The organism is Nonomuraea sp. NPDC050202 (genome assembly GCF_040656115.1).
Lineage (GTDB): Bacteria > Actinomycetota > Actinomycetes > Streptosporangiales > Streptosporangiaceae > Nonomuraea.
The window spans coordinates 1-13,713 of the sequence record NZ_JBFALF010000050.1; the positions used below are offsets into that span (position 1 = coordinate 1).

Below are 13,713 nucleotides of genomic sequence, written 5' to 3' on the forward strand. Positions count from 1 at the left end.
CCCGTCTACCAGGAGCTTCTTGCTGTCACCGGCCGAACCACGGCGTTGCGATCATCCTGTGACCAGGACCTCGCCGCGGAGCCTGGAAAAGGTTCCGTCATTAGAGTTGGCAGCCCTATGAGTGCGATGCACCAATAGTCATACAGGACGCTTGGCCTATGGTTTATTTCTGCTTTTGTGTGCCATGTTTGATCTCCTTTTGGGTTTGCCGGCTCGGCGGCGTTGTCGGCTCACAGCGATGCCTCCGAGGAAGCGGAGATTCTGCACTTCGGCACGAGGTGTCGGTACTGCGCCCTCAGGTCGCTCACCCCAGCCTCCAGGGATGTAATGAGCTGGCTCACCCTCTTGTCATGGGGTGATCGGGGCGAAAGTCCAGGTGCCGCTGGCGCGGGTGAGTCCGAGTGATGAGGCGGCGGAGGTTGAGGGCGGCGGCGCGGTGGTGAAGTCACGGCTGGCAGCGCATGCACGAACAGGCGCCCGCGCTCTGCCGTGAGACCGGCGACAAGCGCGGCAAGGCCGTGCTGATGCGCGGCCTCCTGGAGGTCACCACCTGGAACTCACCGCCGGGCCCCGGACCGGCGATGATCCGGATGCGGGCCGGCGCCTCGCAGCTCCTCGACCTGTTCACCACGCTGAACGACCCGGTCGGCATGGCCGACGCCCTGGCCACCCTGGCCTGGAGCCTGACGGCCGACGGGAACGGCGGCGAGCAGGCGCTCGCCCTGGCGGAGCAGGCTCTGCGGACGACCGCCGACGCGGGCTACCTCGGCGGCCAGGCGCGGGCCTACCACGTGATGGCGATCATCCACGGCGAGGACGACCCGCAAGCGGCGCACGAGGTCCTGGAGCAGGCGACGAAGGTCGCCGAGGCGCTGCTCTACCTGTCGAAGGTGTTCGCCATGGTCGGGGACGAACGCGCCAGGGCGACCGCCGAGCTGACGCTGGCCCACAGCGAGGCCGGCAACTTCGGCCACTACCTCGCCGACTCGCTCAGCGTGCTCGGGCAGCTGGACCTGGCCGAAGGCAACCTGCCCGCCGCCATCGCCACCCTCGAACCCTCGGTCCGGGTGTGGCGCACGCGGGGCTCGATCCCCTACCTGGCGCGGACGCTGCACGCCCTCCGCGACGCCGGCGGCCACCGCACGGCCACGACCGTCTGGGAAGAGGCCCGGGAGTTGTGCCGTGGGATCTCGCACGAACACGGCGTGCGAACGCTGGACGCCGGCTCACGCGTGCAGAGACGGAACCCACGGCTTCGAACCGGCGGTGACGTCCAGGACCAGCTCGGCCACCTGGTGATCGCCGCCCGGCGAGGCGAGCGGGTCGGGCAGTGCCTCCTCGAAGGTCACCAGCGCGGTGCCGGGCCGGCGCAGCGCCGCGACGAACCCCTGCACCAGCAACCAGCTGTCGAAATCGAGGTACATCGGCTTGTGCCACTTCTCGCGGGTCTGGGTCCACGGCGTCGCGGACCTGGCAAGGCGCTCGTCCACGGTCTCCGGGGCGGGGCGGGTGCGGAAGAAGCACCGGCGGGGGATCCTCTCGGCGTGCCGCCATTCCGCGAGCCGCAGGAGGAACCGGGCCTCCTTCTCCCCCGGCCGGGGCAGCGGGACGCCCTGCGCGGGAAACCTGGTCTGTGCCCGTCCCGCGACGAGCGAGCCGATGGTCAGGCGAGGCCAGTCGCAGCGCCGGTCAAGCGGGGCCGTACGGGAGGGGTGCGGTGGAGGGAGGACCGAGATGGGTGGCGTCTCGCCGGACAACACCGTCAGCAGGAGCGAGAACGGGGGCAGGAACTCCCGCGCGGCCGCGCCCGTGTGCACGACGCGCACCTCGCGCCCGTGCGTCGTTGCCAGCGCGAGGAGGCCGGTCTCCTCGTCGAGACGGACGACGAGGTCGTCGATCCGTAGCCGGGCGCCGTCCGCGCGGTCGGCCAGGCCCGGGGTGCCGCCGAGGTGGAAGGGGAGGCACCGCAGGTGGTCGTTGAGTGAGATGCCGAACCGGCTTGCGAACGCCGCGTAGATCGGGCCGGTTCCCTGGTCCGCCACCTCGGTGCCGCGCCGCCCGCCGGTCAGGTGGTCGAGGCGGGCGCGTACCGACCCGAATCCGGTGCCCATCGCGTTGAGCACCGCGCGGAAGCCGCCGGCGGTGGCGGCGGTGGCGGCGGTGGCGGCGGTGGCGGCGGTGGCGGCGGTGGCGGCGGTGGCGGCGGGCTGGACGAAGGCGCTGATGGACCGCACTTCGGGCACCCAGGGCGGATAGCTCGCGATGGCCGTGCGCAGGGCGCCGGGATACACGACCACCTCGCCGGCGGGCCCCTCGGCGACGGGTCCCTCGGTGGCAGGGCTCTCGGTGGCAGGGCTCTCGGTGGCAGGGCTCTCGGTGGCAGGGCTCTCGGTGGTGGGGCTCTCGGTGGTGGCGGGGAGCGGGTAGGGCGACAGTGCCGCGAGTGCGGAGGCCATCACGTCGCTCAGCCGGCTCACCGAGGCCAGCACGCTGTCCTCGGGATGTTGCGCCGCCGGTCCGAGAACGCTGCCTCGCAGCTCGGCGCCGACCTCGTCCGCGGCCGTCATGGCCTGCTGGTACTCGCGGTAGAACGCGATCGCGGAGACGGGGCCGCGCCGGCGCAGCCGCTCGCCGAAGAGCTCCGTCAGCGCCAGCCTGGCCGGCAGGTGAGGCGCGAAGGGCGCGATCCACCGGCGGATCAGGTCCAGGTCCTCGGCGACCGGCCGCCACGCGCGGGCCGAGCAGACGGCGGGCGGCTCCGGGCTGACCGCCGTTTCGCGCACGTTGACGGTCGTGAGCGAGGCGAACATCGCGTGGTGCGGGCCGCCCGGTACGGCGAACCCGGCCAGCTCGCGCAGCCTGCTCGCCACCGTCTCGCGGCGGGACCGGTAGGAGCCTGCGTCGTCGATCGCGGGACGCGCCGCCAGCGCGGCGGCCGCCCGCTCCAGTGCGTCCGGCAACGCGCCGGCCTCCCCCAGGTCCCGCAACCACGCCGCGGATCCGGCGAGGACCTCGTCGAGGTGCGGAACCGGCAGCCCGCTCACGATGAGCCCCGCGTCGAGCAGGTGATCGAGGAAGGCGTCGACCTCTCCGTCCAGGGAGGCATCGCCGCCGGTGAGGCGTTCGCGGAGTACGTGGCGGGGCAGTCCCCCCGGCTCCGCGCCGAGCTGATCGATCAGGGCGAGAACGGAGGGCCGCGCGGGGACGGCACAGTATCGTTCGCCACCCAGCAGCCCGAGAACCCCCAGCCCTCTGAGGTAGACGACCTGGTCCCCCAGGCGCTGTGCCGACGCGTTGAGCGCGAGCAGCGCCCGGCCGTGCCCGGCCTCGTGCTCCGCCACGAAGCCGGCGATGCTCTCGCGGACGTGGTAGTAGGAGAGCTCGAAGACGCCGGACCGATCCACCGGGCGTACCTCGACGGCGGGACCGCCGGCTCGCCACACCACGGGGCCGCTGGTGGTGAACGTGCTGAGCGGGCTGGTCTTGGTCGCGGCGCGGGCCAGGTAGCGCGCCACCGTCGTCAGGGTTCCCGCTCGGGGTTTCCTGGCCGGGTCGCTGATCCATTTCTCCAGCTCGGCCGCGAGTACGGGGCTCGTGCCGCCGAGCGCGATCCGGAACCCGGGGTCCGTCGCGGCCTTCAGCAGCGCGTTCAGGCCCGACTCCCGCGCGGCCGCGAGGACGTCCGGAAGGGAGTTCTCGGCGGTGGCGAGGGCGGCGGTCCCGTCCAGCCAGCCCGTGATCCTGCGCGTCACCTCCTCCGGTAGCCGCCCGGCGATCTCCGGCGTCCATTCCCCGGTGCCCGGCCGCCGCCCGGCGTGCAGGGCTCGGCGGAGGCCGATGACGCGGGGGCGTACGTCGTCGCGGGGCAGGTCGCCGATCACGGCGTGGAGGGCGTCGGCGATCGCGCGTCCCTCCGCGCGGAGCCCGTCGCGGCGGGACAGCACGTCGTCGATGGTCGCGGCGAGCCTCGGGGAACGGAGCCCGTCGAGGGCCGCGGGAGCCAGTCCGGCGACGCGGACCACCGCGTTTCCCGTGCCGCCCGGGATGGGGCCGATCCGGGCGGGCGCCTCCGCTGTGCTCACCGTTCTCCCTTCACGATCCGGATGGAGAGCCCGGTCCGGCGCGTGCGCCGGACCGGGCTGGGCCGGCCCTTCACAGGGCCGGCGTCATCGGCCGTCCGGCCGTGTTACCGCGGTTCCTTCGGCGACCCGCTGCAGCAGCTGCAGCCGACCAGCTGGCAGGAGCAGCTGCAGTTCCTGGAAGCGCCGTACTCCAGCATCCCGTGACCGCCGGTCAGCGACTCGAGCTCGAGGTCGCCGGTCTCCAGCTCGAAGACGTCGACCGGGAGGTCGGCGACCGAGAACTTCGACTTCGCAGGGCTCATCGCGTTCCTTTCTCTTCTTCACCCGGGTCCCCCAGCGGGAGCCGGACGTTCTCAGGCCTCACTCAGCTCATCCGCGTGCGCGGGAGTCAGCAGCTGGCTGGAGATGAGTTCGGCGTACAGTTCGTCGGTCCTCATGAGCTCGTCGTGCGTGCCGACGGCGCGGGCGGCTCCCTGGTCGAGGACGACGATGCGGTCCGCGTCCATGACCGTCGAGAGGCGGTGCGCCACGACGATGACGGTGACCGTCTGCGCGATGGTGCGGACGGTGTCACGGAAGGCCGCCTCGTTGACGGCGTCGAGGTGCGAGGTGGCCTCGTCCAGGAGGAGCAGGCGCGGGCGGCGGAGCAGGGCGCGGGCGATGGCGAGGCGCTGCCGTTCCCCGCCGGAGAGCGTGCCGCCGCGGTGCCCGACGGGTGTGTCGAGCCCGTCGGGGAGGCCTTCCACGAACTCGTCGAGCCGGGCCAGCCTGAGCACGTGGGCCAGCTCCGCGTCGGTGGCGCCGGGGACGGCGAAGGTCAGGTTGTCGCGGATGGTACCGGCGAGGACGGGGGCGTCCTGTTCGACATAGCCGATTCCCTGGCGGAGCCGCGCGACCGGCCAGTCGCGGACGTCGCGGTCGCCGACCAGGACGCGGCCGTCCTCGTGCTCGTAGAACCTCTCGATCAGGCCGAACACCGTGGACTTTCCCGCTCCCGAGGTTCCGGCCAGCGCGGTCACGGATCCCGCCGCGGCGGTGAAGGTGAGTCCCCGCAGGACCGGGCCGGCGTCGCCGTACCGGAAGTGGACGGAGTCGAAACGCACGCTCAGGGGTGAGTGCTCCGCCTGCGGCGCCGGGGGCTCGTACGGGGCCTCCGCGGGGTAGTCCAGCGCCTCGGCGATGCGGGCGACGCCGGCGGTGGCCGACTGGTAGGAGGCGAGCGCCTGGATCACGCTCTGCATCGGCCCGATCAGGTAGAACACGTAGAGCAGGAAGGCCACCAGCACACCGACGTCGATGGTCCCGGTCGCGACCCGCGCCCCGCCGGCCACCAGAACGGTCAGGAGCGCGAGCTGATAGGTCAGGCCGGTGACGTTCGCGGACACCACACCCCACAACGACGCCCGGGTCCTGGCCCGGCGTACGGCGTCCGCCGCGGCGTGGAGGCGGGCCTCCTCCGCCTGTTCCGCGCCGAACGCCCGGATGGTGCGCAGGGCGCCCAGAGCACGTTCCAGGTCGGCGGTCAGGGTGCCCACGGCCTCGGCCGTAGCCGTGCTCGCGCTCCGGATCCTGGGCGCGAGCAGGCGGAAGACCAGGAACGCGAGGACGACGACCGCCAGCGTCAGCCCCAGCAGAGCGGCGTCCAGGTATGCCATGAAGCCGATCACGGTGATGATCACGGGGACGTAGATGCCCAGCCCGACGAGCGCGTCGGTGGTGAGAATGTCCACGCTCGCCGCGTCGGCGGTCGCCCGGGCGAGCAGGTCGCCCGGGCGGAGCCGGTCGAAGAACGGAACGCTCAGGCGCACCAGGCGCGAGGCGAGCCGCCGGCGGACGTCCCTGGTCAGGATGACGCCCGTACGGTCGAGCAGGAACCAGCTACCCGCGTTGAGCAGCACGTTGGCCACGATGAGCGCCCCGATGAGCAGCATCGCCCCGCCCGGCCAGGTCCCCGCGGAGATCTGGCCGATGAGCCGCTGCGTGACCAGGGGCAGCACCAGGACGCTCGTCGCGGAGAGCAACGACAGCACCACTCCCCCGGCCAGCCTGGCACGGTACGGCCGCGCCCAGCGCAGGAAGATCCGCCACACGGACACCGGCCGGGCGGCCGCCGCCTGATGGGTCATGGGTCCTTCTCTCAGTAGGGGGGAACGGCCTCAGGGGAAGGGGTGCGGTTCGGTGTTGAGCTCGTCCTCGGTGAGGGAGCGCCGGGTGTACCCGAGCCGGCGGGGCGCCTCCAGCAGCCGGGGCAGCCCGCTCATCCGGCGGTGGCGGTGCCCGAAGGTCATCGGCAGCGTGCCGGGGATCAGTACCTTGACCGCGTGGAGGTCCATGGCGCGCAGTTCGTCCGGCGTCTGGTCGACGACCACGACGTCCAGCCCGGAGTCGGTGTACCGGCCGACGACCGCGCGCATCAGCTCCCCCAGGTCGCCGGCCGCGAACTCCTCCGTACGGGCGCCGACCTCGGAGGCGGGGCGGCCGGGCGTGCTCGCGGTGAGGAAGTTCAGCCGCTCCGCGGCGCGCGGGTCGGTGTAGAGGAGCGGATGGTCCTCCATGTCCGCGACGGCGGAGGAGTCCTCCGCCATGGCCGCCGCCCGGGCCCGCACCTCGGGGCTCGTGAAGGACTGGATGCCGTTGGTCAGCATGTCGCCCAGCTCGGCCACCGCGTTCATGACCGCCCGGCGCCCGGACAGGTGGGCGCCCGCGGTGCAGAACGCCGCGGGCAGGTCCGCGCCCGGGGCGGCCGTGGCCAGGGCCCACACCGCGGGGATGCCGTGTTCTGCCGTGATGTCGAAGAGACGGAGGTCGTAGCCTGTCTCCGCGCGCAGGGCCGCGAGGTGGAGGGCGTTGCGCTCGTCGAGGGTCGCCTGGTCGATCTCCGGTACGGGCAGCCGGGCGTACCACGTCAGCAGGAACCCGTCGCGTTCGGCGATCTCCAGCATGCCGTAGAGGACCGCCTCCTCCAGGCTGGAGCCGAGCGCGCACCCGTTGGAGATCTCGTAGACGAAGGGGCGGTTGTCCGGGTCGAGAGCGTGGGCGCCGTAGTAGGCGAGGGTCTCGGGCACCAGGATCGGCTCGCCGCGCAGGAACGACCAGCCCCACACCCAGCGGTAGGCGCGATCCGGGTCGAACGGGTCGAACCCGAAGCCGGGTTCGTCGTACGCCTCCGGCGGGTGCAGGCCGAGGGTGCGCGGATCCAGGGCCCGGCCGGCAAGGTCGTGGTACGACCCCACTTCCGGGCTGCGCAGCCGCCCCGGCGCCGCGGAGAACCGTTCCAGCGCCTCGAGCAGCGCGATCGTCCGGCTGACGCGGCGCTGGGGGGCCCGGCCGTAGCCGCCGGACCCTCTCCCCCACCGGTGCGACACCTCCGCCGAGCTGAGGATCGCCCCGCCGGAGGTGCGGTCGTGCAGCAGCCACACCACGCCGGTGCGCTCGTCGACATAGGTCTCGGTCAGCGCGTCCAGCTCCGCGGCGAGGTCGCGCCCGCGCGCCGCCCCTTCGGCATGGCTCGGCACCGGCCGGGGCGTCCCCAGTACGGCCGGGGGCTCGTCGATCACGCGCGGGGCGCAGACCTCGCAGAGGGGGTCCGGCAGAATCCGGTGGGGGGTGACCGACAGGTCGTGGAGATCCACGGTGAGCACGGTCGCGCGGGTCCGTGGCCGCTCGCCGCCGGCGAAGGAGCGGATGTCGTCGGCGATCAGGGCCGCCGCCAGGCGGACGGCGTCCGCGGTCAGCAGCGGCGAGGGCGCGGCGAGCTGCTCGGCGTGGCGTTCGCGGACGGCCTCGCCGCGTTCGTACCTCGGGGCGGCCCAGGTCTGCCGACGGACGGCGCACAGGGCACAGCCCGGCTCTCCCGGCGTCTCCCAGGGGCCGATGACGATCGTGTCCGGCTCGGCGCGGGCCGGGAGCACGGGGCCGGTGAGCCTGGCCCGCAGCTCGGCCGTGACGGCCTCGGACCAGCCGTCCGTGGCGGCGACGGTCGGCGCGGCGGGGAGGTGTTCCTCGGGGAGCGGGACGGGCCGTACTCCGAGCCGGTCCGCCACGGCATCGGCGATGCGCCCTGCCGCCAGCACGGTCACGGCGTGCTCGGACATCCTGCCTTCTTTCTGGGTTCAGGCCTGACAGAGGTCGTGAGAGTCGGCGATCGCCACCCTCAGGCTCAGCGGGGCGGTCGCCGCCACGGCTGGGTCGTGGTCGAGGGGCAGGACGACGGCGCGGCGGCCGGTGGCGGCCAGAGCCGCCGCCACCCCGTCCGGGTCGATGACGTGGCCCGGGTCGAGCCGCATCGTGGCCCGCGCGGGCTGCGCGGCCGCCCATGGGCGGGGCCGTCCCGCGTGAATCCGCCGCTGGACGCTGAAGAGCGTTTCGAGGAGTCCCTGCGTCCAGGCCGAGGACGCGGTTCCCGCGGTCCTGGCCACCTCCGTCCCGCCGCGGTGGAACGACAGGCTGGTGACCCCGAACCGGCCGCCGTGGTCGTGGACCTCGGGCAGCTCGCCGAGCTCGGCCAGCAGGGTGAAGCAGCGCCGTCCCACCGCGTCCAGCCCCGCCGGATCGGTCGTGACGGGGCGGCCCGCGGGGTCGTCGATGAGGTCGGCGTCACATGTCCAGTGGGTGCAGAGCCCTCTCGCCACGGCCTCCTCCCAGGTGGCGCCGAAGCCCTCTCCGGGGGCGGCCCGCTGCCCGGCCAGCCGCGGGAAGGCCCGTGCCGCGGCCAGCCGTACGGGTGCCGCCGCCGCCAGGTCGTAGGCGATGGCGAACCCGCCTGGGGCGCCGGCGGTCACGGCCGCGTACAGGGCCGCGGGCTCGGCGTCCTCGGCGGCCAGCGCGGTGCCGCCGGAGTCCACCAGGCGCCGCGGATCCACCGTCAGCGCGGCGTAGCGGGCCAGCGCCCGGCGGGCCGCCTCGATTCGGGTGCCGGCGTAGGCGAAACCCACCGCACGCACGGTCACGCCCGGCCCGGGTGCGAGCACGTCGCCGGCCTCGGCCTCGGACACGTGCAGCGGGCTCTGCGCGGCGGAGTCGTCGGGGAGGAACCGGAACGGGCCGAACAGCTCGTCGGCGGCCCGGACCGCCGCGTCGGAGAACTCCTGCGCGTCCTCGGCGGGCCGGGACCGCAGGTGGTCCACCCGGGTCAGCACCGCGTCCGGGGTGGGCGGCGCCGCCGGCAGCTCGTACGGGTGCGGCTGGCAGTGGTGCCTGGAGGTGATCAGGTCCGGCCCGAGCCGCGTCGGCCTGCTCGCGTGCCGCGGGTCCGCGGTGCCGGTGGCCCATCGGAACACCGCGCGTCCCACCTGCGCGGCGGCCACCTCCACGTGCACGCCGGTGATCGCCTCAGGGGCGCGTGGTGCTCTCCTCAGGCGTGCGCGCAGCGACTCCGGCCGTACCGTGACGAGGGCGTCGTCCTTGGCCGCCCGCACGGGGACGTACCAGATGTCCGTCCCGTCCCGCAGGATGTGGCCGACGGCGAGGCCGTCGCGTGCGGCCCGGTCCACGAACCGCGCCCTCTTGGCGGCGGGGCCGAGCGCCGAGGTCAGGAGGAGGACGTCCAGGCTCCACAGGTCCTCCTCGCCGAGCCCGTCCGCGTCGCACACCCGGACCCGCGCGGCTCCGGAGGCGCGCAGGGAGGCGGCGATCGCCTCCGGCAGCGGATCGGCCGCCAGGCCGTCGTTCGCGACGGCGACGCTGAGGTCACGGAACCGCGCGAACGCGGCCCGCGCCCCGTCGATGTGGGCCTCGATGAAGGCGACCTCCGCCGCGAAGCCGCCCGGTTGGTCGTCGCCGGCACCCTGCGCGGGCTCGGCGGCGATCTCGCGGACGACGCCGGCGTCGCGCAACTGGATCAGGATCGACCTGGCCAGGTCCGCGTGCGCGGGCGGCAGGCCCGCCGTGATCTCGGCGAGGCTCGACCGTCCGTCCAGGTGCGGGGCGAGGGCCTCGACCCATCGGGCGATGGACGTCCCGGTGAGGGTGAGCGGCCCGGCCGGGGTGATGAGGTGCACCCCGTTCCTGATCGGGGCCAGGTACGTGTGGTCGACCAGGCGCAGCTTCATGCGTCTCCTTCCGTCGGGTGCTCCGCGGCGACGGTGCCGAGCATGAACTCCCCGACCACGTCCTCGCTGAGGGGATCGGCTCCGGTGATGCGCTGGAAGGCGCGCGGCGCGCTGCTCCCCAGGGCGCAGCCGCCGAGCCCCATGGCGGTGGCGACGAGGTACATGGTCTGCATCAGGACGCCGAGGTTCTTGAGGATCAGCGCGTACGCCAAGCCCTCGTACACCCACATGAGCTGTTCGAAGCGCGCGGTCACCAGCACCAGCACCTGCGGCCGCGCCCCGGCGCCGGACATCGACCGCGCCGCGTCCAGCAGGATCCCTTCGGCGCCGGCCTGCCTGTCCACCCGCTCCAGGCGGTGGCCGTACCCGTCGTAGTGGTAGGTTCCGGGCGCCAGCCCGGCCACCTGGTGGGCCACCACGTACAGTTCGAGCTCGTGTACGCCGCCACCGCCCGGATAGGCACGGCGCGGCCGGTCGCCGTACGGAGTCGGGTGGTCGGAGGTTCTGGCGCAGCGGTGGAGGAACTCGGCGAGCTGCACGATCGTGATCGGCCTGTCCGCGTCGTGGTCACGTACGGACCTGCGCGCTTCCAGCACCTCGGTCAGGCTCGGGTCCGTGGCCAGGACACGTTCGCGGTCGGGGCGGGGCAGGTCCGTGGCGGGCCCGGCGGCCGGTGGCCGTGGGGCCGGCGCGGCCGTGTGCTCCCGGCCCCAGTACGTGGCGCCGAATCCGCCGGCCACCCCGCCCCCGCCGTCGATGCCCCGGCTGCTCCGGTGGAACGCCAGGTCGATCGCGGACCACTGCCGGACGCGGAACTCCTCGTCCTCGTCCCCGGTCACGGCCAGACCGGACCAGAGCAGGTCGCGCCTGAGCAGGAACGCCGCCTGCGCGCTGATGCCCGGGGGCGGCGCGGCTGAGCCGGGATCGGCGAGCGTGGCCAGCGCTTCCGGGGCGTGGACCGTGATGGAGGCCCAGGCGCGAGGCGACGTGGCACGCAGGCCGCCGCCGGGCGCCGCCGCGATGGTGGTGAAACGTGACAGCCGCGCGGTGGCGGGCGCGTCCGCGGGGGCGCCTGCCGGTGGACGGAGCCGGGGTTCCAGGGTGTGGACGGGTGTGTCCCCGTCGTGGACGGTGACCACGAGCCAGCCGTCCTCACGCAGCCGGGACAGGAGCGTACGGGCTTGCGGGGGGAACTGCTCGGCCCGGTGTTCCCCCGCGGCGAGCGCCCGCACGACGGCGAGGTCACCACCGTCGATCGGGGTCGTGTCGGGGTAACCCACCAGGTGGACACCGTTGCGCTCGCGGCCGATCGCAACCCCCGCGCGAAGCCTCAGGGTCTCGCCCGCGGTCACCCGGCACCTCCGCTCGCCGCGGCGAAGTCGCGCAGGACCTGGGTGGCCTGCCTGCCGGTACGCCGTTCCACCACCGCGGCGACCAGGTAGCAGAGGAAATAGCGCTGCAACGGGGTCAGCCCCAACCGGGTGAACTGCAGGTACATCAGATTCAGCACGAGCCGGAAGAGCGCGAACCAGGTGGACGGGAGCACCTCGCCGAACCACCGCTCGTTCTCGGCGAGGGCCCGGTGGAACGGGCTCAGCTCCCGGTAGGCGTCGCGCACCAGGGCCAGGTCGTCCCCGCCTTCTCCCAGCGGCAGCAGCCCGCGCCCGCGCAGGTCGAGCCCGCGTACCCGGCTCGCCAGCAGGGCGGCCACCAGGCTCTCGGTCGCGTCGTCCACGGCCCCTGAGCCCGGGTCGAGCAGGGCGTCCAGGCGGGCCCCGAGCACGCCGGCCCTGTCCTGGAAGTGCGCCTCCCACGCACGCCCCCGCGCGGCGCCGCCGGCCTGCTGGGCGAGGTAGGCGTCGGCGTGCGACCGGTAGCTGAGGTAGCCGGCCTCGATCCCGTCCGAGTGGAACTCGTCGGCCACGACGACCATGGCGTCGAACACCGCCGCGAGCACGCCCTGCCCCTGGATCGCCCTGCCGAGGACGGCGAAGGCGTGATCGTTGGCGGCGCACATGAAGTCCGCGTACAGCGCGGCCGCCTCGGGTGTGCCGTGCACCGCCACCCGGGCGTCGTACGCCTCCACGTGCCAGGAGTTGTCGTCGTACCAGGGGGTCAGCGGGCCGGGCTCCGCCTCGGCCTCGGCCAGCCGGCGGTGGAGCGGCAGGACCGCGTCCGGATCGGCCCCGGCGGCGGGCAGCCCCGCCAGGTACGGGCCGATCCGCGCCTCGACCGCCGGGAGCACGTCCGTTCTGAAGGCGCCGTCGGTGGCTTCGACGTGCAGCCGCACGTGCGGGCCCTGGCGCCAGTGCCGGGCGAACCAGCAGCGGTGGCCGCGGGCCGCCAGCTCGGTCATGACCGGGCGTACGGCCTCCACCAGCAGGCGGTCGGTCGCGTCGCCGTAGTGGTGGATGTGCACGCTGTGCCAGCCGGGCGTCGTCATGCGGCAGCCTCGTCCCTGGCGAGCTCGGCGAAGGCCCGATCGGCCAGATCGCGGAGCCAGGACTCTTCGGTCAGGCTCACGCCGAGGCGGTTGCAGGTCAGGTGGGCGCACCTGTCGAGGACCTCCCGCACGGCCCCGGGCTCCCCGAGCCTGACGGCCAGGGTGGTGGCGGAGGCCGCGAGGACGCCGGCGAAACCGGACGGTTCCTCCGGCGGGTCCGCGGCCAGCGCCCGCGTCCGTTCCGCGATGGCGAGCAGGGTGCGGCGGCGGCGCTCGTACCGGGCCTCGGCCTGCCCGCCGGGCGGCCATGAGGGCGTTCCCGGCTCCGGCCGCCCGGTGGAGCGCGCGGCGATCCACCGGTTCAGGGCGAGCGCGGCGAACGCCGCCGTGGTGCGCCGGTCGCGGGAGGGCCGCGTCGCCAGTAACCGCCGTACCGCTCCGCTGCATCGGACGAAGTGGTCCTCGGTGGCGTGCAGGCAGGCACCCGTGCCGTACGTGCCGGTCTCCGGCCGGTACGGGATGAACGCGAAGGAGTTGTTGGGCCGGAGATCGCGTTCGTACGACGGCAGCTCCTCCAGTGCCGCCATCGCGGGCGCGTAGAGGTCGTAGTCCGCCTGCGTTCCCCGGGTGGGCGAGGGGAGGCGGCTCAGGAAGTCCCCGGTGGCGCCGGACAGGACCCGCCGTACGTCGTCCGCGCGTCCCGGAGCGGGCAGGGCACGGATCCGCAGGTGCGGGCCCCCTTCCCAGTACCGCAGGAAGAACAGGCCCTCACCGGCGGCGGCATCATCGAGCCGGTCCTGCACCGTGGCCAGCAGGTCCGTGATGACGAGATCGAGGTCGCCGTCGTAGAAGACGTGGACGCTGATCCACGACCGCGTGCCGGTCACCCGCACACCACCCGCTCCCTGACTCGTCCCTGCCGCCGCGGCCGGCCGGCCCGGATGATCGAGGAACGTAGCGAGCGCTGGTATAACTCCAGAACACGCCCCGTATACGCGCCTGGTGAGCCGCCCTGCCGGCCGGCCGGGGGCACGTCCGCGGAGCCGTCCACGAGCTTCCGCTCGCGCAGGACGGCGCCCGCCGCGTGGACCACGACGGGGGCGGCGTCCGCGGTGACAGGCACCTCGGAGACCGTGTC

The 13,713-nt window shown here is 73.9% G+C and carries 10 protein-coding genes; all 10 read right to left on the bottom strand.

Features of this window, described 5'->3' with window-relative positions; genetic code table 11:
* Window positions 1–557: 557 nt before the first annotated feature.
* The 10 genes from AB0I79_RS56580 to AB0I79_RS56625 all read right to left on the bottom strand — a co-directional run bounded on the left by AB0I79_RS56580 (window position 558) and on the right by AB0I79_RS56625 (window position 13,698).
* Window positions 558–974 carry a hypothetical protein gene (locus AB0I79_RS56580; protein WP_357893163.1) on the bottom strand — a complete coding sequence of 139 codons (417 nt, stop codon included), beginning with the start codon at window positions 972–974 and terminating at the stop codon, window positions 558–560.
* A 252-nt stretch (window positions 975–1,226) separates the two neighbouring features.
* Window positions 1,227–4,082 (bottom strand): lantibiotic dehydratase, encoded by a 2,856-nt coding sequence (locus AB0I79_RS56585; protein WP_357893165.1) that lies wholly within the window; start codon window positions 4,080–4,082, stop codon window positions 1,227–1,229.
* A 104-nt stretch (window positions 4,083–4,186) separates the two neighbouring features.
* The gene (locus AB0I79_RS56590) at window positions 4,187–4,384 is read right to left on the bottom strand and encodes a thiomuracin/GE37468 family thiazolyl RiPP peptide (protein ID WP_357893167.1); all 198 of its coding nucleotides are present in this window, start codon (window positions 4,382–4,384) and stop codon (window positions 4,187–4,189) included.
* 51 nt (window positions 4,385–4,435) lie between these two features.
* Window positions 4,436–6,208 carry an ABC transporter ATP-binding protein gene (locus AB0I79_RS56595; protein WP_357893169.1) on the bottom strand — a complete coding sequence of 591 codons (1,773 nt, stop codon included), beginning with the start codon at window positions 6,206–6,208 and terminating at the stop codon, window positions 4,436–4,438.
* A gap of 30 nt (window positions 6,209–6,238) precedes the next feature.
* Window positions 6,239–8,176 (bottom strand): TOMM precursor leader peptide-binding protein, encoded by a 1,938-nt coding sequence (locus tag AB0I79_RS56600; protein WP_357893171.1) that lies wholly within the window; start codon window positions 8,174–8,176, stop codon window positions 6,239–6,241.
* An 18-nt stretch (window positions 8,177–8,194) separates the two neighbouring features.
* On the bottom strand, window positions 8,195–10,132 hold the full coding sequence (locus tag AB0I79_RS56605; protein ID WP_357893173.1) for a hypothetical protein: 1,938 nt from the start codon (window positions 10,130–10,132) through the stop codon (window positions 8,195–8,197).
* Window positions 10,129–11,484, bottom strand: a complete 1,356-nt coding sequence (locus tag AB0I79_RS56610) for a SagB family peptide dehydrogenase (RefSeq protein ID WP_357893175.1) — start codon at window positions 11,482–11,484, stop codon at window positions 10,129–10,131. Before AB0I79_RS56610 ends, AB0I79_RS56605 begins: the two co-directional genes overlap by 4 nt.
* Window positions 11,481–12,575, bottom strand: a complete 1,095-nt coding sequence (locus tag AB0I79_RS56615) for a thiopeptide maturation pyridine synthase (RefSeq protein ID WP_357893177.1) — start codon at window positions 12,573–12,575, stop codon at window positions 11,481–11,483. The genes AB0I79_RS56610 and AB0I79_RS56615 overlap by 4 nt, the downstream gene beginning before the upstream one ends.
* Complete coding sequence (locus tag AB0I79_RS56620) at window positions 12,572–13,462, bottom strand: lantibiotic dehydratase C-terminal domain-containing protein (protein ID WP_357893179.1); 891 nt, start codon at window positions 13,460–13,462, stop codon at window positions 12,572–12,574. Before AB0I79_RS56620 ends, AB0I79_RS56615 begins: the two co-directional genes overlap by 4 nt.
* Window positions 13,459–13,698, bottom strand: a complete 240-nt coding sequence (locus tag AB0I79_RS56625; RefSeq protein ID WP_357893181.1) for a hypothetical protein — start codon at window positions 13,696–13,698, stop codon at window positions 13,459–13,461. Before AB0I79_RS56625 ends, AB0I79_RS56620 begins: the two co-directional genes overlap by 4 nt.
* Window positions 13,699–13,713 lie beyond the last annotated feature (15 nt).